The sequence below is a fragment of the Amedibacillus sp. YH-ame10 genome, assembly GCF_053848885.1.
Map to the genome: position 1 here is coordinate 1 of NZ_JBSPFA010000040.1, position 23,117 is coordinate 23,117.

Consider the following 23,117-nt stretch of genomic DNA (forward strand, 5'->3'; position numbering starts at 1 on the left):
AAACATGTGTGATAAAATCATTTAAGGGAATATTCCCAACTCCTTTCGTAATAGATTAATTGGACAAATTAATTCTATCATGAAAGGTTTTTTTAAAAAGTACAACCCTACAAAAGTTTAGAGGCATAAAAATAGTGACCCTATGAAAGTTTATAGGTACCCCTAGACCCTACAAAAGTTTAGAGTTCTTAAATAAAGAAAGGGGATATTATTTGAGTTTAGAATTACTTTGCGAATTGAAGTTATACATTTATAAATATTGTGTTAAAAAAAGACAGGTGATATGTTTAAGGTTTAAGTTGTTTTATGAATTGAAGAATTATAAAATGCTAAATATCTTTCATATTACGTTTTAAAATAGGAAGGGCTAATAGAGCGATTACGATACCTACTCCTCCTTGTAATAGATTAGCCGGTATTCCACTTAGTCCTAATGCCCAACTATCATTGATGAAGGAATCACATACAAAGTAACCGCTGACCATGATAAGCGCTCCGATTGCATATGAAATATATTTTAGATTTGTTTTTATACGTTGGAAGATAAAGGCAATGAGGATTCCTTCCAATCCTTTGATGAACAAAGTAGGGATGAAATAGATTGCATACCCTCCCGCAATATCCGCAAGTGCACTACCGATCCCTCCAATTAAGAACGCCATCCATGGATTTACAATGGACGCAAATAACATAATGAACCCATCTCCAAGATTGAAATACCCCTGTATTCCATTAGGGATTTTGATCAAATAAGTTGCTAGAAATACAAGTGCCATTCCTAGCGCAGATATGACGATGCTTTTTATATTGTTGTTTTTCATTTTGTCACCTCATGCAATACTTGTTTATAAATTCTAGAAGTCGCTACATGCTTTTGTACAACTGGCAGTGCGACAAGTGCTATAACACATCCAAAGGCAGATTGAATGATATTTTCTACGATGCCACTAACCGCAATCCATAAGTTTCCCTTCAAGTACCACTTCGCTAGGAAATATCCACTCACCATGATTATGGAACCTAACAAATATGCGATAAAGCGTACTCGATTTCCATACTTTTGAAAAAGCCATCCAACAAGAAATCCTTCCAAACCTTTTATAATCAACGTAAAGAAGAAATAATAGCTATATCCTCCTGCAACATCCGCTAAAGCACTTCCTAATCCACCGATAAAGAAACCACCAATAGGTCCTAGAATAGAAGAAAATAATAAAATGAAACCATCTCCTAAATTGAAATATCCATCAATTCCATTTGGAATCTTAATATACATTGTGACACTAAATACGACAGCCATTCCTAAGGCATAAACGACAAGTTCCTTAGTAGAAAAAGTAGTTGTTTTCATAAGCTTCCTCCCTTTACCAAAAAATGGTAGCTTTAGTATAACAGAAGACTGTATATATAAAAATGTACAGAAATAATAAAAAAACAGGGGACAGTTATGATATACTTAAAGGGGTGATACAGATGAAAGTAAAAGCAATGAACTTTGAAAAACAACGTGGAATAAAATTATATGAACAAGTATATCGAAAGCTAGAGGATGATATTCTAGAAGGATATTTGAAACAAGGAGATCAATTACCAAGTATTCGTCAAGCGGTCACAATGTTTAAGGTATCTAAGACGTGTGTAGAAAAAGCATATGGAGTGTTGGAAATGAATGGGTTGATACGATCTATCTCGCAAAAAGGATACTTTGTAGATGTGGATGAAGAACATGTAAAGTTAAGAAAGAAAGTGATGGAACATGTGGATTCATATGAAGAAGAAATCATTCGTTATGATTTCCGTTCACAAAGTATGGATAAGGATGCCTTTGATGTAACACTTTGGAAGAAATATCTAAAAGAAGTACTAGATCATCATCAAGAAATTACGACGTATGGAGAAGCAAGGGGTGAACAATCCTTGCGTATTGCCTTATCCAATTATGCATATGCAATGCGAGGGGTGTTGTGCAATGAAAAAAATATAATGGTAGGAGCAAGTTTTCAATCATTATTGTATATACTTTTGGGACTTATGAATCGTCCTCTTGTTTTTGGGATGAGTAAGGAAACCTTTCTTCCTGCACAAATGGTATGTGAAGATTATCAAATACCGATACAGTACTTTAAGACAGATGATGAAGGAATTTGTGTGGATGAACTGTATCAAAGTGATGTAAATGTGCTCTATATCAATAGTGCGGCAGCAGGAACTTATCATCAACCGTTATCAAAGAAGCGTCAGAAACAACTTCTTCAATGGGCACACGATAGAAATGCTTATATTATAGAGGATGACCATAATGGGGAACTGCGTTATTACAGTAAAATGATGCCTGCAATGCAAGGGTTTGATGGAGGGAAAAGGGTGTTGTATATTGGCTCATTCTCTAGATTGTTACTACCAGCTTTGCGTATATCGTATTGTGTTTTGAATGAAGAACTCTTGCATAAATATCAACAACGAATGCGATTTTATACGCCAATGTCTAGTAAAATCGAACAATTAGCGCTTGCATATTATATCAGTGATGGTCATTTGGAGCGTCATGTAAAAAGATTACGTAAACACTATGCGTCCAAAGCTACGCATATGGAAGAATTATTGCGTACGTATTTCCCAAATACATCTATTCATTTGGAGGAATCTTCACTCTGTTACATTTTGCATTTTGAAGAAAGTCTTGATGTAAAATCTCTAATGGATTATGCTAGAAATAGACAGATACGTATTTCAATTTCAAATAAAGGAGATATGGTGCTATCGTTTGCGGCCATCATAGAAGATGATATGAAAAAAGCTATCGAAGAGCTTTATGCACTCTATTTACAAGTTATTAGGATGTAAGAAAACAAGAAAGAGAATAGTTATGGAGTATTTGTATAAGAGTGAGATAGAGTTTAATTTTGTTATAAAACTGCATGTATTTTAGGTAAAAATATGTAATATTTATGGTATAGTAAATAATAAAAGAAGTAAATTTTATTGTAATATATAAAAAAAAATACAAATTATGCAAGAAACAAGTTATAATATATATAAACCATAGCGAAAAAGTGTGTGTTGGATGAGGTGATAAGTGTGAATACTATTACAAACACAAAATTGAGGGATTTAAGAAATGCATATGCATTTATATCAGATAAGTCAGAAATTGTGATAGAGCATGCGAATGATAATTTTTATGAATTAGTAGGTTATAGTGAAAAAGAATTGAAGCAGAAAAATGGTGCACGTTTGTCTGCTCTTTTACCTGTAGAAGAGTTTATAGAAATTCAAGAGTTCATGCTGAGTGAGTTGGATTACAAAGAATTCAAGTTGAGCTTCAAAAAGAGCGATAACGATATCTCTTTTGTACTTTGTTTTATACAAAAATTTCAAGGAGAAAATGGACTCGAATTATTTATGCAATGTATTGATATCAATCGATATCAAGCAGTGGGACGTCATTTAGAAGATATCACCTCTATTTTTGAATATTTGCTGGATTATAGAAAATCTGGTGTTTTATTGTTTGGTCGTAGTGGAGAAGATATTCATTATTGTCATATGGATTCTTTTGTTTTAAGTGGCGTAACAAAACAAAGCAAATTTCCGAATGTTCTTTTAGATAGCGGAAGAGTACATCCAGATTATATTCATGAATTAGATGCTTGTGTAGAGTTTATGAAGAACGCTGAACTAGGGAAACAGTTGTTGTTAGAGATTCAAATGCTAAATAGCAAACAAGAATATATTTGGATCCAAATTGATATGTCGATGCATGTGTTTCGTGGACATGAAGAAGTATTGTGTGTATTGAGTGATGTAGATGCACAAAAAACGACTGCTAGTCAGTATGTGGAGCAATCTCTTTTCTATCAATCAGTTTTGTCTTCTAAAGTTGCCTATGGACAATTTGATATTAGCAATGATGAAATATTAAAAATGGGTGGATTATGGAATCTATACAATGAAGTAAAAGATACCATGACCTATACACAATTATTCCATTCCTTTATTGAAATCATTGTACATCCAGATGATCGAAAACATTATATCGAAGTACTAGAACGTAATAATTTGAATGATTCTTTTGATAATGGAATTACGAAATTAGGCTGTGAGTTTAGAAGAATCGTTGATCAAAACAAAATGGTATGGATGCAAATAACAATTCACTTGTTTAAAAATCCATTGAATGATCATTTGATGGCATTGATGTATTTGAAGAATATCAATCATTTGCATGAAGAAAAAGAAGTGAAGGCAAAGAAAATTGATAATCTTACCAACTTATATTCTCGAGGAACATTGATTGATGAAATCAGCGATTATTTGTCGCATATGGCACAAGATGAAATATGTGCTTTTATCTATTGCAATATCAATGATATGAGAGCAATTAACCAACAATATGGATACGTTTCTGGAGATACAATATTGGTTTCTATTTCTAATATTTTATCGACTGTATTTAGAAAACGTGATGTGTTGGGGCGTTATGATAATGATCATTTTATTATTTTATTAAAGGATACGCAGACAAGTGGGCTTGAAAAACGTATTCATTCCTTGTTTGATATGGTGGAACAGCATAAAGATATACCATATACTGTTTCTTTGGGTATTGTGTATGCTAGAAAACAAGATACGTTTGTAAATTGTTTTAAACAAGCAAATATGGCATTGATGCATATCAATAATAAAAAAGAAAACTCTTTCTTTATGTATTCGGATAATTTAGTTGCGGAAGATGAAAGTCAGGAATTCTATAAGCAAGCAGAAAGTGTTGTGCATCAAATTTTTAAAATTGAAGAAAATATCGAGAGTGTTAATGAATCTGAATTTGATCGTTTAATAGGAGAACAAGGAGATATTGCATACCTTGTGCATCCAGAGACATATGAGTTGTTAGTAGGTAATCAAGCATTCTATGAACGATTGGGTTTAACAAAGAACGATTGTAGAGGCCGCACATGTTATGATTTGTTACATAATCGCCAAACATCTTGTCCATTCTGTCAAAAATCCAATTGGACTAACGATAAGTATTTTATGTATCGAAATTATAATCAAAAGTTAGAACAAGAATTCTTGATTAAGAATAAAATGGTAACTTGGAAAGGGAATCAAGCTCTTTTAGCATTTGCGATTGACTTATCAAATGATAAGAGTGTAGTAGATTCTCTGCGAAGTGATATGGGTGAAGAAACCTATATTTTAGCTGGTATACAAAATATGCAAAAGGCAAGTACACTAGATGGTGTGATGGAGTCAGCATTAGAAACCATTGGTCTTTATTTTAGAGCAGATACTGTTCGCTTCTGGGATATTTCGCGTCATGGAGAAGAATCTCCTTGGGTATATAGTAGCAAGAAGCAAGATGATGAATTATTATGTTACGATGAGGAAGATCGTAAGATTGTTGCGAATTATTTAGATAGTCGTCAATGGAAAGATTATTTAATGATTGAAAATAGCGAAACGATTATGACTGTATCTTATGGTATGTATACAATCCTAAAGCAAAAGGACATTCAAAACTTACAATGGTATTGTTTGTATGATGGAAACCAAGAATTAGGAATGATCCAAATTGATAATTTACATGCAAATCTACAAAATGTATCATTCTTAAAGAATTTTGCGGCATTTATAGCAAATGAATGGCATAAGTGTAAGATGCTTGAAGATATTTTATATACACGTAAATATGATAGTTTAACTGGTCTTTATAATCGAAAGAAATATGATGAGTTTGTATCTCAGTACAATCCAGATAGTGTAAAAAACCTTGCGGTTATTATGATCGATATCAATGGTCTTAGCAATATCAATTCCTTGAAGGGTTCAAAAATAGGAGATACATACTTGAAAACTGTCGCAAACTTAATGCAAGAATGTTTTGGTGGAGCTATCAATTTTAGATTAGGTGGCGATGAATTTCAAAGTATCTTTATGGATGTAGAATTAAAACAGTTAGAACATGCCATAGAACGTTTTCAAGATGAAGTTTTAACACTGAACGAATTCTCAATTTCTATTGGTTATGCATGGGATGCGGTAGAGAAGAAACTAGCTACTTTAATTGAATTTGCGACACAAAGTAGATTGGTTAACAAAAAGGCAAAGAAGGCACGTATTAATGAATTAAAAAATATTGACCATTACAAAATGCAGGATGAATTGATATCTTCTCTTGAACGAAAAGAATATGTCATCTTCTTACAGCCAAAAGTGAATGCGAAGTATGGTGAAGTAGTTGGTGCAGAGGCATTGATTCGAAAAATCGATGCACAAGGAAACATCATTCCACCATCGGAATACATATCAAAATATGAACAGAATGGAATCATCCGTTACATTGACTTATTCGTATTTGATGAAGTATGTCGATTGATAAAGAAATGGACAGATGCTGGAAAACAATGTCCTGTCGTTTCACTTAATTTCTCTCGTCTAACAATGATGGAAGAGAATCTACTTGAAATCATGAATATGATTGTAAAACAACACGATGTTTCAAAAAAATATATTGAAATAGAGATTACAGAAAGCTATGCGGATGTTGGTAAGACAATGCTGTACCAACGTGCTCGTCAGATCCATGAAGCAGGATTCTCACTTTCCTTAGATGATTTTGGAACAGATTTTACAAATCTTTCTATTTTATCAGATATCCATGTCGATGTATTAAAGATTGATAAGAGTTTAATACATTCCTTGAAATTACATGAGAAGAATATGACGGTTCTAAAACATATTATTGATATGTGTAAAGAATTGCATATCTCAGTTATTGCTGAGGGTGTTGAAAACATGGAACAACGCAATTTATTGATGGATCTTGGATGTTATTTGATTCAGGGATATCTATTCAGTAGACCAGTGGATGTTTCAACGTTTGAGAAGGCATTCTTGACAAGAGTAAAAGAAAAAGTTGCATCGTGACAATTCTGTAACAGTCGTGGACTTCACGACTGTTTTCTTTTATAATGAAATAAGATAAGGGGTGATGAAATTGAAGATATTATTTGTAGAAGATGATCATGCAATTGCATTGGGTCTTGTATATTCTTTAGAAAAAGAAGGATATACAGTACAGCATTGTAGCAGTAAGAAAGAGGCGCTACAGTGTTTGGAAAGGGAAGTCTTTGATTTATTACTATTAGATATCGGATTGAGTGATGGAAGTGGATATGACATATGTAGGTTTGTAAAACAAAAACAAAATGTGCCAGTTATATTTTTGACTGCACTAGATGATGAAGTTAATGTAGTTATGGGTTTAGATTTGGGTGGTGATGATTATATTACAAAACCATTTCGGGTGAAAGAATTATTAAGTCGTATTAAGTCTGTATCTCGGCGATATCATCAACAAGAACATGCTGGAAAATACCATATTCGACATATTGAAATTCACACAAAAAGTGGGAAAGTATATAAGTATGGTGAGGAAGTGCTCTTGACGGCAATGGAGTACCGTCTTTTTTTAGTGTTTTTAAATCACCCTGGGCAAGTGCTTTCACGTTCACAAATTCTAGAAAGTCTATGGGATGTCGCAGGTAATTTTGTGAACGATAATACATTGAGTGTCTACATCCGTAGGCTTCGTGAAAAATTAGAAGAGGATGCGCAAGAACCTACTATCATAGTGACAGTCCGGGGACTGGGTTATCGTTTGGAGAATTTATATGTGGAAGAATAAGGAAATTCGAAAAGGGACATATGTTTATGGAATCATGGTATTGGGGTGTTTATTAATTAGTTTAATAACAAATTTTTTAATTGGATTTTTATGTGTAGCATGTACAGCATATGTACTTTTTTTCATATATACAAAACTACGTTATCAGGAAGTTGAGAAACTATGCGTATATCTTCAAAAAGTATATCAAGGTGTACAATATTTTGAAGTACAAGAGTATGCTGAAGGAGAACTTAGTATTTTAAAAAGCGATATTTATAAAATCATTCATATTCTTCGACAGCAAGCAGACGAACTACGAAAAGATAAACATTTTCTTGCGAATGCACTAAGTGATATATCTCATCAAATAAAAACACCATTAACAAGTATTATGGTGATGAGCGATTTATTGGAAGAAGAATTACCTCAAGAGAAAAAAATGGAATTTATCGTTCAAATGAGGGAACAGATGAAACGCCTTCAATGGCTTATATCATCTCTGCTAAAAATAAGTAAGATTGATGCTAATGCTATAACATTCCATAAAGAAAAAGTTGCATTATATGACATATTACAGCGTGCATTGGAACCGTTTCAAATTCTTATTGAACTGAAACATCAAGAATGTGTCATATCTTGTGATGATCGTATTTTTATCGAAGGAGATAAAAATTGGTTAAGTGAGGCATTTGGAAATCTTATTAAAAACAGTTTGGAACATACAGCAGAAGGTTCCGCTATTGAAATCAAAGTACAAGAAACTCCTTTACATACCCGAGTGTTTTTTATAGATCATGGATGTGGTATTGATGGAGAAGATTTACCTCATGTTTTTGAACGTTTTTACCGAGGCAAGAATGCGGCAAGTGATAGTGTTGGTATTGGTTTGGCATTATCACGTTCCATTTGTATTCAACACAATGCTTCTATTGAAGTGGTTAGTAAAAAACAGGAAGGTACAACGTTTACCATTACCTTCTATAAATGACAAAACTGTCATCTATATGTCATGAACGAGTCATAATGAACGTGTATGATAAAGATATCAAGGAGGTAAGGTATGGAAATATTAAGAGTGGAGCATCTCACGAAAGTGTATGGCACAGGTGAAAACCAAGTAAAGGCATTAGATAATGTTAGTTTTAGTGTAGAACAAGGGCAGTTTGTGGCAATTGTAGGAGCTAGTGGTTCTGGTAAATCTACATTGTTGCACATTCTTGGAGGTGTAGATACACCAAGCAATGGGAAAGTGTATATTGATGATAAAGATATGTATGCGCTAGATGAGAGTGCGATGGCAATTTTTCGTAGACGACAAATCGGTCTTATTTATCAATTTTATAATCTGATTCCAGTATTGGATGTGGAAGAAAATATACAGCTTCCATTGTTGTTGGATCATCGAGAAGTCAACGATGCACATTACAAAGAGTTGGTTGCGACATTAGGGCTTAAAGATCGTTTGCATCATCTTCCAAATGAATTGAGCGGTGGACAACAACAAAGGGTTTCCATTGGTCGTGCACTCATTGCAAGTCCTGTTCTTCTTTTGGCGGATGAACCAACAGGGAATTTAGATCGAAAAAACAGTGAAGAAATCATCAACTTATTGAAAAGTTTGCATAAGAAACATAAACAGACATTGATTGTTATAACACATGATGAAAATATTGCGATACAAGCAGATCGTATTATATCAATTGAGGATGGACGAATTGTTAAGGATGAGGTGATTCGTCGATGAACATTATGCAGAAGGTCACATGGAAATGTATGCATCAAAACAAGAAACGAACCATAGTGACCATAGTTGGAGTTACTATCTGCGTTGCGATGATTTCTGCAGTTTGTATTCTTGTGACATCTTTTCAAGATGTAATGATTCGCTCTAGTATCGCAGAAAAGGGAAGTTATGAAGGCTTTTTTGTAATTGATGATGAAGATGTTATAGAAAACATTGTAAAAGAAGATGCTTTTGAAAAAACATTTCGTTTGAGTAATATTGCTACGTCATCTTTAACAGAAAGTTCTATTGCGATAGAGAATACATATCGAAGTGATCTTTCTATCCTAGGAATGGATACAGAACATTCACAGTTAGGTGGTGTCCTTCTAAAGGAGGGAAGACTTCCAACAAAAGATAATGAAATTGTCCTTTGTGAAGAACTGATGAATGATAAAAATTTTATTTATAAAATCAACGATACGATAGAGCTTCTTATAAAGAAAGATGCAATCTTGGATGCTGATGGGAATGTAATTAAAGAAGAACAAAAAGAAACAAAAACATTTGTGATTAGTGGAATGGTGGAAGTAAATGCAGAAATGAAACAAGAACCAGTATTTTATGCATTTACAAATTTTCAAAAAAGTGAAAACTATAAACTATATGTGACATTTGTTAATAAGCAAACTATAGAAAATGACATGGATATGATTGCGGAAAAATATGATATTGAAAGGCAAGATTATGCAGTTCATATCGCTCTTACTTATCTTTATGGGACAGCACAAGATGGTCTAATGGATGTCATCGTTAAGGCGTGTATACTTCTATTTCTTATTATTATGATAGGTGGCATTTCTCTTATCTATAATGCGTTTTCTATTTCATTAAGTGAGCGAAGTCGTTATCTTGGAATGCTTTCAAGCGTTGGAGCTACACGAAAACAACGTAGAAATTCTGTCTTCTTTGAAGCAGGTGTAATTGGAATGATTTCGATTCCATTAGGTATCCTAACAAGTATTTTAGGGCTTATTATTACTTTCGCATTGATGAATCCTTATATTGAAGGTTTATTTGGAAGCACTGCAGTAGGATTACAAGTAATCATCGAAGGATGGAGTATTTTATTGACAGTAATATTTGCAATCCTGATTTTATTTCTATCCGCTTGGATTCCATCCCGAAGGGCTCAACGAATTTCTCCTATCTCTGCAATTCGTCAAAACAAAGATATTAAGATTAGAAAATATCATAGGAAGAAAGAAAGACTTACACGCAAACTTTTTGGAATTGAGGGAGAACTAGGTTTAAAAAATATGAAACGTAATCGTTCTCGATATATTGCGACTTTAACATCTCTTGTTATTTGTGTGATATTATTCATGAGCGCAAGTTATTTTTCCTCTCTTGTACAAAAATCTTATTTCTTAGTACAAGAAAATTCTCTATTTGATATCAAGCTACAGGTTACACAAGAGTATGATTCAAAACAATATATCGAGCCAAGCAAGGAAATGATTAAGGATTTAAAAAATACACGAAATGCAAAGAGTATAACAACCTATAAGCGGATGCCAATTATTTATGATCAAGAAGTCAATTTCACTAAACAAGCAGTCGACTTTATGAACAAAGCATATTATGCACAAATGGAGGGTATTGATAACTTGCGAATTGAACCATCATATGAGCTTATTGTACTAGATGATACATCATTCGATACATATGCAAAAGATATTGGTGTGTCAAAAGAAACAATGTCTTCAAGGGAACCTTCTATTATTCTCGTTAACAAAGGATCCTATAAATATCCTAATGAACAGAAATACGAAGAAGTAGAGTGGCTTGATATTTCTAAAAATGACCATATGGATATCCAAAAAATGGATGCTCAAGGTGTTCTCAATGCCTTTGTGAATGTGCGAGTTGCGCATGTTAGTGATAAGAAAATCCCTGTTGATGCTTCTTCTGATATGGAGTTTTTCCCAACGATTATGATAGTAACGAACGAAGAGAATTTTGCGAAACTAGTGCTTGAAAATCAAAAAGTAAGTGATACTGCAATGTTTCCAAGCTTTAATGTAGAATTCACTACAGATGACGACCTTGCCTTAGAACAAGAACTTGGAGTTATACAACGAAAGTATGAGAATAATGGATTATCTATGTATATTCATAACTATTCACAACTTATGCGTTCTAGGAGTCAACAATCTTTGCTCATTAATATCCTTCTATATGGATTTGCATCATTGATTGCGATCGTTTGTATTGCCAACATCATCAATACAATTTCCACAGGAATCAACCTAAGAAAAAGGGAATTCGCAATGATACACTCTGTTGGTATAACACCACGTAAGTTTCAAAAAATGATGATGTTTGAAATTTTATCTTATGGGGTAAAAGCATGCATTTATGGTGGAATTCTTGGAGTAGGAGCTATGTATTTGCTTTATTTGATATTAAATAGTACCTTTGGATATACTTTTGAGATTCCTGTGAGTTCCAATATCATTATGATAGTATTCATCTTCCTAATTTTATTTTGTATTACACAGTACGCATTACGAAAATTAAAGAAAGATAATATTGTAGAAACGATTCGACAAGAAAGTATTTAAAAACGAAAGTCATCATTTAAAAATGATGGCTTTTTTTTGAGCCTATATCAAACTATCCAATTTGTGTATTGCTGAGAAAAAGTGTAACGTTTGTTTATTTTCTAGAATTTTTTAATTTATTTCGTATTTGTAAAGTGTAAGAACAAAAGATGGGATGGTATGGAAACCTTATAAATATAGGGGTGAACTACGAAGGTTATAAGTGAGAGAAATAAATGTTTCATTTATTCGTGGTAAACGCTTTCAAATGTGATATAATCGATATAGTTGATAAGCTTTATGGAGGTCTTTATATGCAAAAGTACATTATGGCAATCGATCAGGGTACTACAAGTACTCGTGCAATACTATTTGATGAAGAAAGTAATATTCTTGCGTTAGCACAAAAAGAATTAGAAAATTATTATCCCCATCCTGGTTGGGTGGAACAAAATGCAAATGATATATGGGCAAGTACTATTGGAGTTATCTTTGAAGTGATGGCAAAAGCTGGAATCAAAGATTCACAAATTGAAGCAATTGGTATCACCAATCAAAGAGAAACTACGGTGGTATGGGATAAAGAAAGTGGACAGCCAATTTATTTTGCGATTGTATGGCAGTCTCGTCAAAGTGATGAATACTGTGTGCGATTAAAAGATGAGGGTATGGAAGAGTGGGTCAAAGAAAAAACAGGGTTGTTGTTGGATCCTTATTTCTCCGCAAGTAAGATACGTTGGATATTAGATCATGTGGAAGGTGCCCAAGCTCGTGCAGAGCATGGTGAACTCTTGTTTGGTACGATGGATACATGGTTGTTGTGGAAACTTACAAAAGGAAAAGTACATGTGAGTGATGTGTCAAATGCATCTCGTACGATGTTGATGAATATTAAGACGTTAGAGTTTGATGAAGAATTATGTAAACTTTGGAACATTCCTATGTGCATGTTACCAAAGATTTGTGATAGTAGTGAAGTATATGGAGTATGTGAAGGGATTTTTAATACGCCGATTCCAGTCGCTTCTCTTATTGGAGATCAACAAGCGGCCTTATTTGGACAGACTTGTTTTGACGCTGGAGATGTGAAAAACACCTATGGTACTGGTTGTTTTCTATTAATGAATACCAAAGAGAAACTCATACGTTCTCGTAATGGACTTGTTACCTGTGTTGGTTGGAGGATCAATGGGGAAGTAGATTATGTGCTAGAAGGTAGTGTCTTTGTTGCAGGGGCAGCTATTCAGTGGCTAAGAGATGGTTTGCAGATTTTAAATCAATCAAAAGATAGTGAGGAAAGAGCATTGCGTGTAGAGAGTAGTGATGGAGTTATTGTAGTTCCTTCCTTTACTGGATTGGGTGCTCCTTATTGGAAAGCCCAAGTTAAAGGCGCTATGTTTGGTTTAACAAGGGGAACAACGCAAGATCATATCATACGTGCTACACTAGAATCATTAGCCTATCAAACCAATGATGTATTAAATGCGATGAAGGAAGATAGTGGACTTTCAATAGAACGAATGCAAGTAGATGGAGGCGCAAGTTTAAACAACTATCTCTTGCAGTTTCAAAGCGATATCACTAAGGCATGTGTCGTTCGCTCTACCATTAGTGAAACAACCGCTCTAGGTGCTGCATATCTTGCAGGTCTTGCGGTTGGGTATTGGAAAAACAAAGAAGAAATACGAAATCAATTCCAGATTTCTAAAGAATTTTATCCATCCATGAAAGAAGAGCTTAGAAGGGAGAATTTAGAGCGATGGCAGAAAGCTATCCAAGCAGTAATTAACTTTTAAAGGGATGGTAAAAATTAACTGTTGTAATTCGATGCAATTTGATTGACGACCTTATAGAGTATTTGTTACTATTTAACAGGTTGAATGGGAACATACAGATAAGCTATTAAATTAGCATGGAGGAAATTATGAAAAAATTATCTGCAGTATTACTTATGGCACTTGTTTTGGCAGGTTGTGGAAGCTCTGCTAAAGAGGTAAAAGGCAGTGGTGAATCTGCTGTTAACAAAGAAGGAGACAAAGCAACTGCTGAAATTGTTATGAAGGGTGATGAAGTTGTATCTATCAAATTGGATGAAACCAAAAAAGGGAAATCCAAAAAAGAACTTGGTAATGATTATGGCATGAAATCAGATAGCAAAAAGGCTAAAAAAGAATGGTTTGAACAAATCAAATACTTAGAAGACTACATCGTAAAGAATGGTTTGGATAAAGTGAAACTAGGAGACGATGGAAAAGCAACTGGCGATGATATTTTAGCTGGATGTACAGTTTCTTTGACGAGTGTTATGGAAGCTGCTAATAACGCAAAAGAAGCCGCAAAATAAAGATATGAGAAGAAGGTGAACAATTCCCTTCTTTTTTTTGTGAAAGATGAATAAAAGATGGTTCATACCGCATACTAGAAATAGTATGAAAGGAATGATATTATGAATAAGAAATGGCTATGTTTAGGCTTAGGATTTTTACTTTGTGGATGTGGAAGCAGTAAAGAACCAGTGAAAACAGAAGGTACTGGCACACATACGAGTAGCAATGGGGAAGTTACTACTGCAAAAGTAGAGTTGGAAGATGGAAAGATAAAAGATGTGGATATTGATGAAACTGCGAAGGGAAAAGACAAAACAAAAAAAGAGCTTGGTGATGATTACAATATGAAACAAGCGAGTCCTATCAATAAAGAGTGGGATGAGCAAGTTGATTTCTTCGAAGATTATGTAGAGAAGAACGGTGTCGATAAAATCAAAGTGAACGCAGATGGAAAAGCAGAAAATGATGATGTAAAGAGTGGATGTACAATTTCTGTAGATGGCTTTATCGCAGCGATTAAAGATGGGGAAAAGAATGCAAAATAAGAGGAGAAATCCTCTTTTCTTTTGAAAACAGTTTTCAAATACAAACGTTTACAGTATAATAAAAGGCATATGGAGGAATTTATGAACAAAGCTGATAAAATATTTATACTTGTCGTTGTAATATCTTCTGCTTTGTTTTATGTGCCTCTGTTTTGGATTCATGCACAGGAAAAGAATAAAGCAAAAGAAGTCGTCGTCAGTTATAAAAATGAAGAAGTATTACGTGTTGATGTATCGTTGGATCATTCCTATCATGTAAAAGGTAGCCTTGGTGATGTAATTGTAGAAATCAAGGATAAACAAGTACGTGTGAAAAGGGAAACATCTCCACAAAATCTATGTTCTATTCAAGGTTGGGTAAAAGATAGCAATCGTCCCATTGTTTGTTTACCAAACAATATTGTAGTTATGATAGAAGCCGTTGATGAAGAAAACGGGGATGATGTGGTGATACAATGATAAAGAGTACGAAGAACATGACAACGATTACAATGCTAATTGCGATTAGTATTATCTTTCATATGGTAGAATCTATGGTACCACTACCGATTCCTATTCCTGGGTTTCGATTGGGTCTTGCGAATATTGTAGGACTGATAGCACTGTATTTGTTTGATGCAAAAACGATGATATCGATAAACGTAATGCGTGTAGTGTTAGCGTCTTTGTTAAGGGGCGTTATCTTTGGCACTGGGTTTTGGTTATCGTTATGTGGAGTGATGCTGAGCTCTCTTGCCTGTATCATCGCAAAGAAGAAGAGCCCTATGAGCATATTTGGCGTAAGTGTTGCTGGAAGTGTGTTTCATAGTGTTGGGCAGGTAATTGCCGTTACCTTTATCTACCAACAATTCTTTATGCAGGCAGTATTACCAATCTTAACATTGCTTTCGATACCCACAGGCTTGTTTGTGGCGCTCATGGCACAACAGGTACTAAAAAGAATCCATAAAATAGGAAAGGAGGAATTATAATGGAAACATTTGTATATAGACCAAAAGGAGTTTGTTCACAGGAAATGCGCTTTGAAATTGAAAACGATGTTATTCGTAATGTAGTTATTGTTGGAGGTTGTGCAGGAAATTTGCTGGGAATATCAAGAATGTTAAAAGACAAGAAAATAAGTGAAGTCATAGAGGTATTTCAAGGGGTGCGCTGTGGAGCAAAACCTACATCATGCCCAGATCAGATTTCTCAAGCACTCGCAAGTTATGCTCAAGAACATCGAAAATAGGGATTGATGAAATACGTCGAACGATAGGCACTCATTGCCTATTTTTTTGTAGAAAGGGGAATTATGGAAAAGATTAAGTTTATTTGGCGGTATGCCAAACCACATAGAAAACAGTTTTCGCTCATCTTTTTAGATGTGTTGATGTATGCACTGTTCATGTTATTGGGACCATTGATTATATCGTATATTGTAGATAATGTAATTGCTGGTGTTCCATTTGAAAATGCTATATTAAACGATATAGCGAATCAGCTAGGGGGTATATCTTGGCTACAAGATAATTTATGGGTAGGGAGTTTACTCATTGTGATTGTGTATTTATGTACTGCATTCGCAATCCATAAACGAAGTGTTCATACAGGAAATGTAAGTGAAACATTCGCAAGAAATGTACGAGATGAAATGTATGATCACTTACAGAAATTACCATTCTCTTATCATAAGATGAAAGATAGTGGAGATTTAATACAAAGAAGTACTTCAGATATTGAAACAATCCGTAGATTTATTGCGTCTCAATTATCCGAGATGATGTTTGCGATTATCAATGCATCTTTAGCGGCAGCTATATTGTTCAGTCGTAATGTAAAATTGACATTGATTTCAATTTCGTTGATTCCAATATTGTTGTTGGTATCGTTTATCTTTTTTAAGAAAGCTAAGAAAATCTTTTTAGAGTGTGATCTTGCGGAAAGTAAAATGACCACAGTATTACAAGAAGATTTGAATGCCATGCGTGTAGTAAAAGCATTTCATCAAGAAAAAGTAGAAATTGAAAAGTTTGAAGAAAGCAATGAAGAATATCGTGGGAAATTGTACGAATTGATGCATGCGTTAGCTTTGTTCTGGAGTTGTTCAGATTTGATTGGACAGTTGCAGATTTTGTTAATGGTAGTATTTGGTATTATCATGGCAATGAACAATGAACTTACGCTAGGAACATTTTTAATCTTTTTGATGTATGAATCTACCATTGTTTGGCCAATGCGTCAACTTGGAAGAATTCTAGCAGATATGGGAAAGGTCAGTGTATCCATCACCCGTATAGAAGAAGTATTGCATGAAGAAATGGAAGACTTAGAGGGTGGTGTACGTCCAAATATTAAAGGAAATATTGTGTTTCAAAATGTATGTTTTCATTATGAAGATGATGAACAACATACTTTAAAAGATGTAAGCTTTGAGGTACCAGCACATAGTAAGGTTGCGATTATGGGACCAACGGGTTCTGGAAAATCCTCTCTCGTGCATTTGTTGAGTGGTATTTATGATTATGATCAAGGTTCTATTACGATTGATGGAGTAGAATTAAAAGAAATTGCGAAATCTTGGTTAAGAGAACATGTGCAAATTGTTTTACAAGAACCATTCTTGTTTTCAAAAACGATTTATGAAAACATAGAATTAGCGAATCGTGATGCAAAACGAGAAGATGTTATGTCCATTGCACGCTTAGCAAGTATTCATAAAGATATTGAAGCTTTTGATAGTGGGTATGACACTATGGTAGGTGAAAAAGGAGTTACTTTATCAGGTGGACAAAAGCAACGTGTTGCGATTGCGCGTACGTTGTTGTCAAAAAGTCCGATTATCATCTTTGATGATTCCTTAAGTGCATTAGATACAAAGACGGATGCGATGATTCAAGATGCGTTGAATTCCTTAGAGGATCCAATGACGATGTTTATGATTACGCATCGTGTGAACAGTGCACAATCTGCAGATTTGATATTGGTATTGGATCAAGGGAAACTTGTGCAAAAGGGAAGTCATGAAGAGTTGTTAAAAGAAGATGGCATCTATCGCAGAATTTATGAATTACAGAATGCGGGAGGTGATGATTATGAGTAATCCAAATATGAAAGAACAAGAGTTCGTCAGCGATGTATTTGATCGTGGTACTTGGAGTCGTATATTTAAGATTTTATGGGAACATAAAAATTATTTAATACCTTTGTTGTTGTTTAATGTACTGTTGGCAGTTACCGATATTGTTATGCCAATGTTACAACGATATGCAATCGATGTTTATATCGTAGATAAAGGAAATGCAGATTCACTTCCTTATTTCATTGGGTTTTATTTGTTTATGATTGTTTCACAATGTATTATTTTCTATGTATTCTTTCGTCTGGCTGCACGTATTGAGAGTGCCTTTGGAAAGAATCTACGTAAAAAATGCTTTCATAAAATACAAGAACTTACGTTCTCTTATTTTGATCGTACTGCAAATGGATGGTTGATGGCACGTGTTACTTCAGATACCGCTAGAATCGCAGAAATTCTAGCATGGTCATTGGCGGATGCGGTATGGGGTATTTTGGTCATCATTGGAATTTGTATTGTAATGTTGATTGTCAATTGGCAAATGGCAATTGCAGTACTTGTTATTGTGCCTATCTTATGGTTTGTATCAATGTATTTTCAAAGAAAAATACTAAAAGCACAACGTAAGACAAGAAAAGAAAATTCTAAGATTACAGCCTCAATTGCAGAAGGTATCAATGGAGCGAAAACAACGAAAACATTGGGTATAGAAAAAGAGAACTTTGAAGAATTCCAGGAAAAGACGAGCAATATGTATCAGTATAGTATGCGTGGAATTCGTATCAACGCAATCTTTCAACCAATCGTTTACTTCATGAGTGGGGTTGTAATTGCTTTGTTGTTAGTGGTCGGAGGACAACAAGTGGTACTTAAAACCATTCAATTTGGTACCCTTGTAATGTTTGTGAACTATGCAACATTATTTTTTGAACCATTGAAACAAATTGCACGTATTTTAACAGAAATCCAGATGGCACAAGCAAGTGCAGAACGTGTGGTATCACTGTTAGAAGAAGAGGTAGAAATACAAGATCGTGAAGATGTTATTGAGAAATATGGTACACTTTTACATGAGAAAAAAGAAGCCTATGAACCACTTTACGGGGATGTTGATTATGAACATGTGAAGTTTCGATACAATGAAAAAGAAACTGTGTTACATGACTTTAATTTACATGTGAAACAGGGACAAATGATTGCCTTGGTCGGTGAAACGGGCTCTGGCAAAAGTACGATTGTAAATCTGTTATGTCGCTTTTATGAACCAAGTGAAGGTGCCATCTTAATGGATGGAAGTGACATTCGTAATCGTAGTGTTGGTTGGCTTCATTCTAAAATAGGGTATGTTTTACAAACACCGAATTTATTCAGTGGAACTATACGAGATAATATCCGTTATGGAAGACCTGAAGCAAGTGATGAAGAAGTAATCGAGGTTGCGAAATTGATACAAGCTCATGACTTCATCGAACGTTTAGAAAAAGGTTATGACAGTGAAGTTGGAGAAGGTGGAGATCGTTTATCCACGGGTCAAAAGCAGTTGATTTCATTTGCTCGAGCGATTTTATCAAATCCAAGCATAGTTATATTAGATGAGGCAACAAGTTCTATTGATACAGAAAGCGAAAAGGCAATTCAATTTGCGATATCCAAACTATTGGATGGACGAACAAGTTTTGTAGTTGCCCATCGTCTAAGTACTATTGTAGAAGCAGATAGCATTGTTGTCTTACAACACGGCCGTATTACAGAACAGGGAACACATGATGAATTGATGAAGATGAAAGGCTATTATTATGAACTCTTTACTTCACAATATCTAGAAGAAAAACAAAAACATTCATTTTACAATTAAGCAGGGATAAATCCTTGCTTTTTCTATGTCAAATTTCTAAAAATATGGTACACTTTAAGTAACGAAAAGGAAGTGTCAATATGCAGAAAATCGCAAAGTTTTCAAAAGTATCCTATCATCAATTCGAAGCAGATTGGAAAGATAGTTTTCCAGAGAGTACAAGTGTACAAATTCAAAACATATATGATGAAATCAAACTACCAAGACGTGCTACAACAGGCTCTGCTGGGTATGATTTCTTTACACCCGTACAGTTTATTTTGCCACCAAAACAAAGCATAAAAATACCAACAGGCATACGAGTAAACATACAAGAAGGATGGGTGTTAACCATTCACCCAAGAAGTTCATTGGGGTTTAAGTACCGTTTACAAATTGATAATACCACAGGGATTATCGATAGTGACTATTATCATTCAGATAATCAAGGACATATGTTTGTAAAACTAACCAATGACTCCAATCAGGGGAAAAGTGTACAGTTATTACAAGGGGAAGCCATGGTACAGGGGATTTTCTTACCTTTTGGAATCGTGGAGGATGATGATGTAAGTGATGTGCGAAATGGTGGTTTTGGAAGTACCAATAAACCATAAGAAAGGGGATTACAAAAATCATGAAGAAATGTGAAGTATGTGGTAAAAGAGCAGAGGGGTTAGGCACATATCCAGTGGAGTTTCAAGGAGTCATCTTATGCGCGAATTGTTATGAAGGTTTAAAGGCATTTGAAAATGGACGTAAGTTTGCTAGTTTTGAAGAAGTGAGAAATAAGAAAAGTTTAGCTCATGATGAAATGCTACAAAAAGGATTTCCACCACATGTAATCGAAGCTGTAGATACATGGTTTCAACAATATATAAGAAAAGCAGAAGCAGTAAAAAAAGTAAAAGCTATGGAACAAAACTTGGATGAGTTTATGATGACAACTGGGCATACTTTTGAAGGCTATAGGATTATAAAATATCATGGCGTAATTAGTGGGGAGAGCGTTTTAGGTACTGGGTTTTTAAGTAGTTGGGATGCCTCTTGGTCGGATACCTTTGGCGTAGAATCTGAAGCATTTATCAATAAATTAAAAGAGGCAAGGTATGCCGCAAAAAAACGGGCTGTCTTAGCTGCCTTGGGTGTTGGTGGTAATGCCATCATCGGAGTGGATATGGAATATACGATGTTTTCAGGTAATTTAATCGGTGCGATTTATAATGGAACAAGTGTAACAATAGAAAAAATTGAAGAATAATTTAGATACCTTATGTTGCTTCTATGCAATGTAAGGTATTATTTATTTTTTAGTACTTGACAATGCAAAGTACTGGATGTATTATAGTAGTGGAGGTGGTGCTGATGAATACTCAATTTAAAAAGGGTGTATTGGAACTCATCGTGCTCTTGAGTGTCTATAAAAAAGATATGTATGGGTATGAGCTAGTATCTGAGGTAAGTAAAGTTATCGATGTCAATGAAGGTACGATTTATCCTTTATTGAAACGCTTAACGAATGAACATTACTTTGATACGTATCTGATTGAATCAACAGAAGGACCGCCTAGAAAATACTATAAGATTACAAGTATGGGAAAAGAGCGGACAAAAGAGCTGTTAAAAGAATGGAATGCATTCCATGAACAGGTGAATACTTTTATTAAGGAGAGTGAAATACATGAATAAAGAGGAATTTTTGAGTACATTGGATAGAAAACTTCAACTCATTAATGAGTCAGAGCGTAGAGATATTATTGATGAATATCGTACGCATATTGAAATGAAGGTACAGGATGGAAAAAGTGAAGAAGAAGCGATTGAGGATTTTGGAAATATTGATGAATTGGTAGATGAAATATTGGATGCATATAAAATCAATACATCTAGAGCAAATCAAAGTTTTGATCGTAAATTTAATAGTTTTATGGATAATTTATATGATGGATTTAAACGTTTTATTGGTTCCTTTACTTCTTTGGAAGTAGATGATGTTGTGCGATTGATTTTTGAAATTTTAGTAATTTTAATTATCTTATCTGTGTTGCATCTTCCATTTAGCTTTGTAGGAAGCTTGGGTGGTTCTTTACTAAGAAACATCATACCGTTGGGAATTGGTCATATACTTGGTGGTATTTGGAAAGTGGTCATCGAGCTTGCTTATGTCGTAGTCTTCATTGTGATCATTGTAAATGTAGTGATGAAGCGAATCAATCGATATCGTAATCCAAATGATTTTAACAGTGATTCTTCTGTGTTTGATGATTTTAAAGATAGCTTTAGTTTTGAACAAGCTAGACATAACATGCATGCTAAAAACAATCGTCAAAGTTATACAAATCATGAAAGAAAAGAAAGAGAAGACTTCTATGAAGCTGAAGATATCGAAGATGTACAAGAGGAAGATATTTCATTTGAGGAACAAGAAGAGAGAAGACAGAGAACTGGATATGAGTCTAGAGAAGATCGCATGCGTCAAAGAACGTATGGGACTAGCAGAGTAGAAGAGAATGTAACCAGTGTATTTCGTGTCTTAATGCGAATCTTCTATTGCTTATTGTTGATTCCTTTTATTGGTATCATTGTTGGATTGTGTTGTGCACTAGGTGCTATGGTGGTATTGAGTATTCAAGGATTTACTCTTGTAGGAGCTTACTTCTTAGTCGTTGGTGGATTGTTTGTAACAGGTGCGTTTTTATCCTTGTTGCATAGTGTCTTATGGAGAAAGGGGTAATCGATATGAAAAAATTTCTTATATCATTTATTATAGGTGTTGTTATGATGGCAATCGGTACTACCTCATTGATCTTCGAGATTGGTCAATTTGATCACGTACGTGCAGAAGAAATCTTATCAAATAACAAACTTGGATATCGTAGTGAAGTGTTCAATGTGAAGGAAAACGAGATGATAGATATACGCATGGAGGATACTTATGGTGATTATTTTTATGAGTATGTGTATGATGAAAGCATGAAAGATCGTGTGAAGATATCTTTCTCGGATGCAGTCTCATATTCACGTTCTGACTTACAAGTTGTAGTGAACGATATTGATGGATATAACGGTGATTTCTTTACTGGATGGGATCATTTTAAATACTTCTTAGAAGGTTTAAAGGAACGTAAGATTTATGAACTACAAGGTGGAAATATCATCATTACCACAAGCTATGCAAATAAAGAACGTGTACGTATTTCATCTTATGATTATTAACTGCAGAAATGCAGTTTTTTTATCTATTAGGAACTTGCATAATTTAAGTGGAAATGAGAGAAAACGAAAAAAACATGACGAAAAGGCTCTAAGAAGAGCCAAAGAAGGACACGACAAGTTTTTACTTTTGATTCTC

Annotated in this window: 21 protein-coding genes; 19 read left to right on the forward strand and 2 right to left on the reverse strand. The window is 34.4% G+C overall.

Going from position 1 to position 23,117, the window contains the following annotated elements; all coding sequences use genetic code 11:
• Positions 1–329: 329 nt before the first annotated feature.
• Positions 330–821 carry an ECF transporter S component gene (locus ACWG42_RS13440; protein ID WP_455793074.1) on the reverse strand — a complete coding sequence of 164 codons (492 nt, stop codon included), beginning with the start codon at positions 819–821 and terminating at the stop codon, positions 330–332.
• On the reverse strand, positions 818–1,351 hold the full coding sequence (locus ACWG42_RS13445; protein WP_455793075.1) for an ECF transporter S component: 534 nt from the start codon (positions 1,349–1,351) through the stop codon (positions 818–820). Before ACWG42_RS13445 ends, ACWG42_RS13440 begins: the two co-directional genes overlap by 4 nt.
• A 122-nt stretch (positions 1,352–1,473) precedes the next feature.
• On the opposite strand from ACWG42_RS13445, the gene pdxR reads away from it, so the two are divergent.
• The 19 genes from pdxR to ACWG42_RS13540 all read left to right on the forward strand — a co-directional run bounded on the left by pdxR (position 1,474) and on the right by ACWG42_RS13540 (position 22,981).
• Positions 1,474–2,844 (forward strand): MocR-like pyridoxine biosynthesis transcription factor PdxR, encoded by a 1,371-nt coding sequence (pdxR, locus tag ACWG42_RS13450; protein ID WP_455793076.1) that lies wholly within the window; start codon positions 1,474–1,476, stop codon positions 2,842–2,844.
• Between the two features lie 234 nt (positions 2,845–3,078).
• Positions 3,079–6,930 (forward strand): EAL domain-containing protein, encoded by a 3,852-nt coding sequence (locus ACWG42_RS13455; RefSeq protein WP_455793077.1) that lies wholly within the window; start codon positions 3,079–3,081, stop codon positions 6,928–6,930.
• Between the two features lie 64 nt (positions 6,931–6,994).
• Entirely contained in the window at positions 6,995–7,690 is a 696-nt protein-coding gene (locus ACWG42_RS13460) for a response regulator transcription factor (RefSeq protein WP_455793078.1), read from the forward strand.
• Positions 7,677–8,660: a sensor histidine kinase gene (locus ACWG42_RS13465; protein WP_455793079.1), complete on the forward strand. Its 984-nt coding sequence runs from the start codon at positions 7,677–7,679 to the stop codon at positions 8,658–8,660. Before ACWG42_RS13460 ends, ACWG42_RS13465 begins: the two co-directional genes overlap by 14 nt.
• 72 nt (positions 8,661–8,732) lie before the next feature.
• Positions 8,733–9,416, forward strand: coding sequence for an ABC transporter ATP-binding protein (locus ACWG42_RS13470; protein WP_455793080.1), 684 nt, complete (start codon positions 8,733–8,735; stop codon positions 9,414–9,416).
• Positions 9,413–12,022: an ABC transporter permease gene (locus ACWG42_RS13475; protein ID WP_455793081.1), complete on the forward strand. Its 2,610-nt coding sequence runs from the start codon at positions 9,413–9,415 to the stop codon at positions 12,020–12,022. Before ACWG42_RS13470 ends, ACWG42_RS13475 begins: the two co-directional genes overlap by 4 nt.
• A 293-nt stretch (positions 12,023–12,315) precedes the next feature.
• Positions 12,316–13,797 carry a glycerol kinase GlpK gene (gene glpK, locus ACWG42_RS13480; RefSeq protein WP_455793082.1) on the forward strand — a complete coding sequence of 494 codons (1,482 nt, stop codon included), beginning with the start codon at positions 12,316–12,318 and terminating at the stop codon, positions 13,795–13,797.
• A 128-nt stretch (positions 13,798–13,925) separates the two neighbouring features.
• Positions 13,926–14,345, forward strand: coding sequence for a hypothetical protein (locus ACWG42_RS13485; protein ID WP_455793083.1), 420 nt, complete (start codon positions 13,926–13,928; stop codon positions 14,343–14,345).
• Between the two features lie 102 nt (positions 14,346–14,447).
• A complete protein-coding gene (locus tag ACWG42_RS13490) occupies positions 14,448–14,873 on the forward strand; it encodes an FMN-binding protein (RefSeq protein ID WP_455793084.1) in 426 nt (141 codons plus the stop codon).
• An 81-nt stretch (positions 14,874–14,954) separates the two neighbouring features.
• Positions 14,955–15,332 (forward strand): NusG domain II-containing protein, encoded by a 378-nt coding sequence (locus ACWG42_RS13495; protein WP_455793085.1) that lies wholly within the window; start codon positions 14,955–14,957, stop codon positions 15,330–15,332.
• Between the two features lie 17 nt (positions 15,333–15,349).
• Positions 15,350–15,844: a Gx transporter family protein gene (locus ACWG42_RS13500; protein WP_455793086.1), complete on the forward strand. Its 495-nt coding sequence runs from the start codon at positions 15,350–15,352 to the stop codon at positions 15,842–15,844.
• Entirely contained in the window at positions 15,844–16,104 is a 261-nt protein-coding gene (locus tag ACWG42_RS13505; RefSeq protein ID WP_455793087.1) for a TIGR03905 family TSCPD domain-containing protein, read from the forward strand. Before ACWG42_RS13500 ends, ACWG42_RS13505 begins: the two co-directional genes overlap by 1 nt.
• A 63-nt stretch (positions 16,105–16,167) precedes the next feature.
• On the forward strand, positions 16,168–17,955 hold the full coding sequence (locus ACWG42_RS13510; RefSeq protein ID WP_455793088.1) for an ABC transporter ATP-binding protein: 1,788 nt from the start codon (positions 16,168–16,170) through the stop codon (positions 17,953–17,955).
• Complete coding sequence (locus tag ACWG42_RS13515; RefSeq protein ID WP_455793089.1) at positions 17,948–19,786, forward strand: ABC transporter ATP-binding protein; 1,839 nt, start codon at positions 17,948–17,950, stop codon at positions 19,784–19,786. Before ACWG42_RS13510 ends, ACWG42_RS13515 begins: the two co-directional genes overlap by 8 nt.
• 80 nt (positions 19,787–19,866) lie before the next feature.
• Positions 19,867–20,382: a deoxyuridine 5'-triphosphate nucleotidohydrolase gene (locus ACWG42_RS13520; protein WP_455793090.1), complete on the forward strand. Its 516-nt coding sequence runs from the start codon at positions 19,867–19,869 to the stop codon at positions 20,380–20,382.
• Positions 20,383–20,402: 20 nt separating this feature from the next.
• Entirely contained in the window at positions 20,403–21,026 is a 624-nt protein-coding gene (locus ACWG42_RS13525) for a heavy metal-binding domain-containing protein (RefSeq protein WP_455793091.1), read from the forward strand.
• Between the two features lie 104 nt (positions 21,027–21,130).
• The gene (locus tag ACWG42_RS13530; protein WP_455793092.1) at positions 21,131–21,454 is read left to right on the forward strand and encodes a PadR family transcriptional regulator; all 324 of its coding nucleotides are present in this window, start codon (positions 21,131–21,133) and stop codon (positions 21,452–21,454) included.
• Complete coding sequence (locus tag ACWG42_RS13535; protein WP_455793093.1) at positions 21,447–22,499, forward strand: DUF1700 domain-containing protein; 1,053 nt, start codon at positions 21,447–21,449, stop codon at positions 22,497–22,499. The genes ACWG42_RS13530 and ACWG42_RS13535 overlap by 8 nt, the downstream gene beginning before the upstream one ends.
• A gap of 5 nt (positions 22,500–22,504) precedes the next feature.
• Complete coding sequence (locus ACWG42_RS13540; RefSeq protein WP_455793094.1) at positions 22,505–22,981, forward strand: hypothetical protein; 477 nt, start codon at positions 22,505–22,507, stop codon at positions 22,979–22,981.
• The last annotated feature ends 136 nt before the right edge of the window (positions 22,982–23,117 follow it).

Coding starts and splice junctions, on each gene's coding strand:
- ACWG42_RS13440 (WP_455793074.1), bottom strand. CDS start 821: ATGAAAAACAACAATATAAAAAGCATCGTCATATCTGCGCTAGGAATG.
- ACWG42_RS13445 (WP_455793075.1), bottom strand. CDS start 1,351: ATGAAAACAACTACTTTTTCTACTAAGGAACTTGTCGTTTATGCCTTA.
- pdxR (WP_455793076.1), top strand. CDS start 1,474: ATGAAAGTAAAAGCAATGAACTTTGAAAAACAACGTGGAATAAAATTA.
- ACWG42_RS13460 (WP_455793078.1), top strand. CDS start 6,995: ATGAAATTGAAGATATTATTTGTAGAAGATGATCATGCAATTGCATTG.
- ACWG42_RS13465 (WP_455793079.1), top strand. CDS start 7,677: ATGTGGAAGAATAAGGAAATTCGAAAAGGGACATATGTTTATGGAATC.
- ACWG42_RS13470 (WP_455793080.1), top strand. CDS start 8,733: ATGGAAATATTAAGAGTGGAGCATCTCACGAAAGTGTATGGCACAGGT.
- ACWG42_RS13475 (WP_455793081.1), top strand. CDS start 9,413: ATGAACATTATGCAGAAGGTCACATGGAAATGTATGCATCAAAACAAG.
- glpK (WP_455793082.1), top strand. CDS start 12,316: ATGCAAAAGTACATTATGGCAATCGATCAGGGTACTACAAGTACTCGT.
- ACWG42_RS13485 (WP_455793083.1), top strand. CDS start 13,926: ATGAAAAAATTATCTGCAGTATTACTTATGGCACTTGTTTTGGCAGGT.
- ACWG42_RS13490 (WP_455793084.1), top strand. CDS start 14,448: ATGAATAAGAAATGGCTATGTTTAGGCTTAGGATTTTTACTTTGTGGA.
- ACWG42_RS13495 (WP_455793085.1), top strand. CDS start 14,955: ATGAACAAAGCTGATAAAATATTTATACTTGTCGTTGTAATATCTTCT.
- ACWG42_RS13500 (WP_455793086.1), top strand. CDS start 15,350: ATGACAACGATTACAATGCTAATTGCGATTAGTATTATCTTTCATATG.
- ACWG42_RS13505 (WP_455793087.1), top strand. CDS start 15,844: ATGGAAACATTTGTATATAGACCAAAAGGAGTTTGTTCACAGGAAATG.
- ACWG42_RS13510 (WP_455793088.1), top strand. CDS start 16,168: ATGGAAAAGATTAAGTTTATTTGGCGGTATGCCAAACCACATAGAAAA.
- ACWG42_RS13515 (WP_455793089.1), top strand. CDS start 17,948: ATGAGTAATCCAAATATGAAAGAACAAGAGTTCGTCAGCGATGTATTT.
- ACWG42_RS13520 (WP_455793090.1), top strand. CDS start 19,867: ATGCAGAAAATCGCAAAGTTTTCAAAAGTATCCTATCATCAATTCGAA.
- ACWG42_RS13525 (WP_455793091.1), top strand. CDS start 20,403: ATGAAGAAATGTGAAGTATGTGGTAAAAGAGCAGAGGGGTTAGGCACA.
- ACWG42_RS13530 (WP_455793092.1), top strand. CDS start 21,131: ATGAATACTCAATTTAAAAAGGGTGTATTGGAACTCATCGTGCTCTTG.
- ACWG42_RS13535 (WP_455793093.1), top strand. CDS start 21,447: ATGAATAAAGAGGAATTTTTGAGTACATTGGATAGAAAACTTCAACTC.
- ACWG42_RS13540 (WP_455793094.1), top strand. CDS start 22,505: ATGAAAAAATTTCTTATATCATTTATTATAGGTGTTGTTATGATGGCA.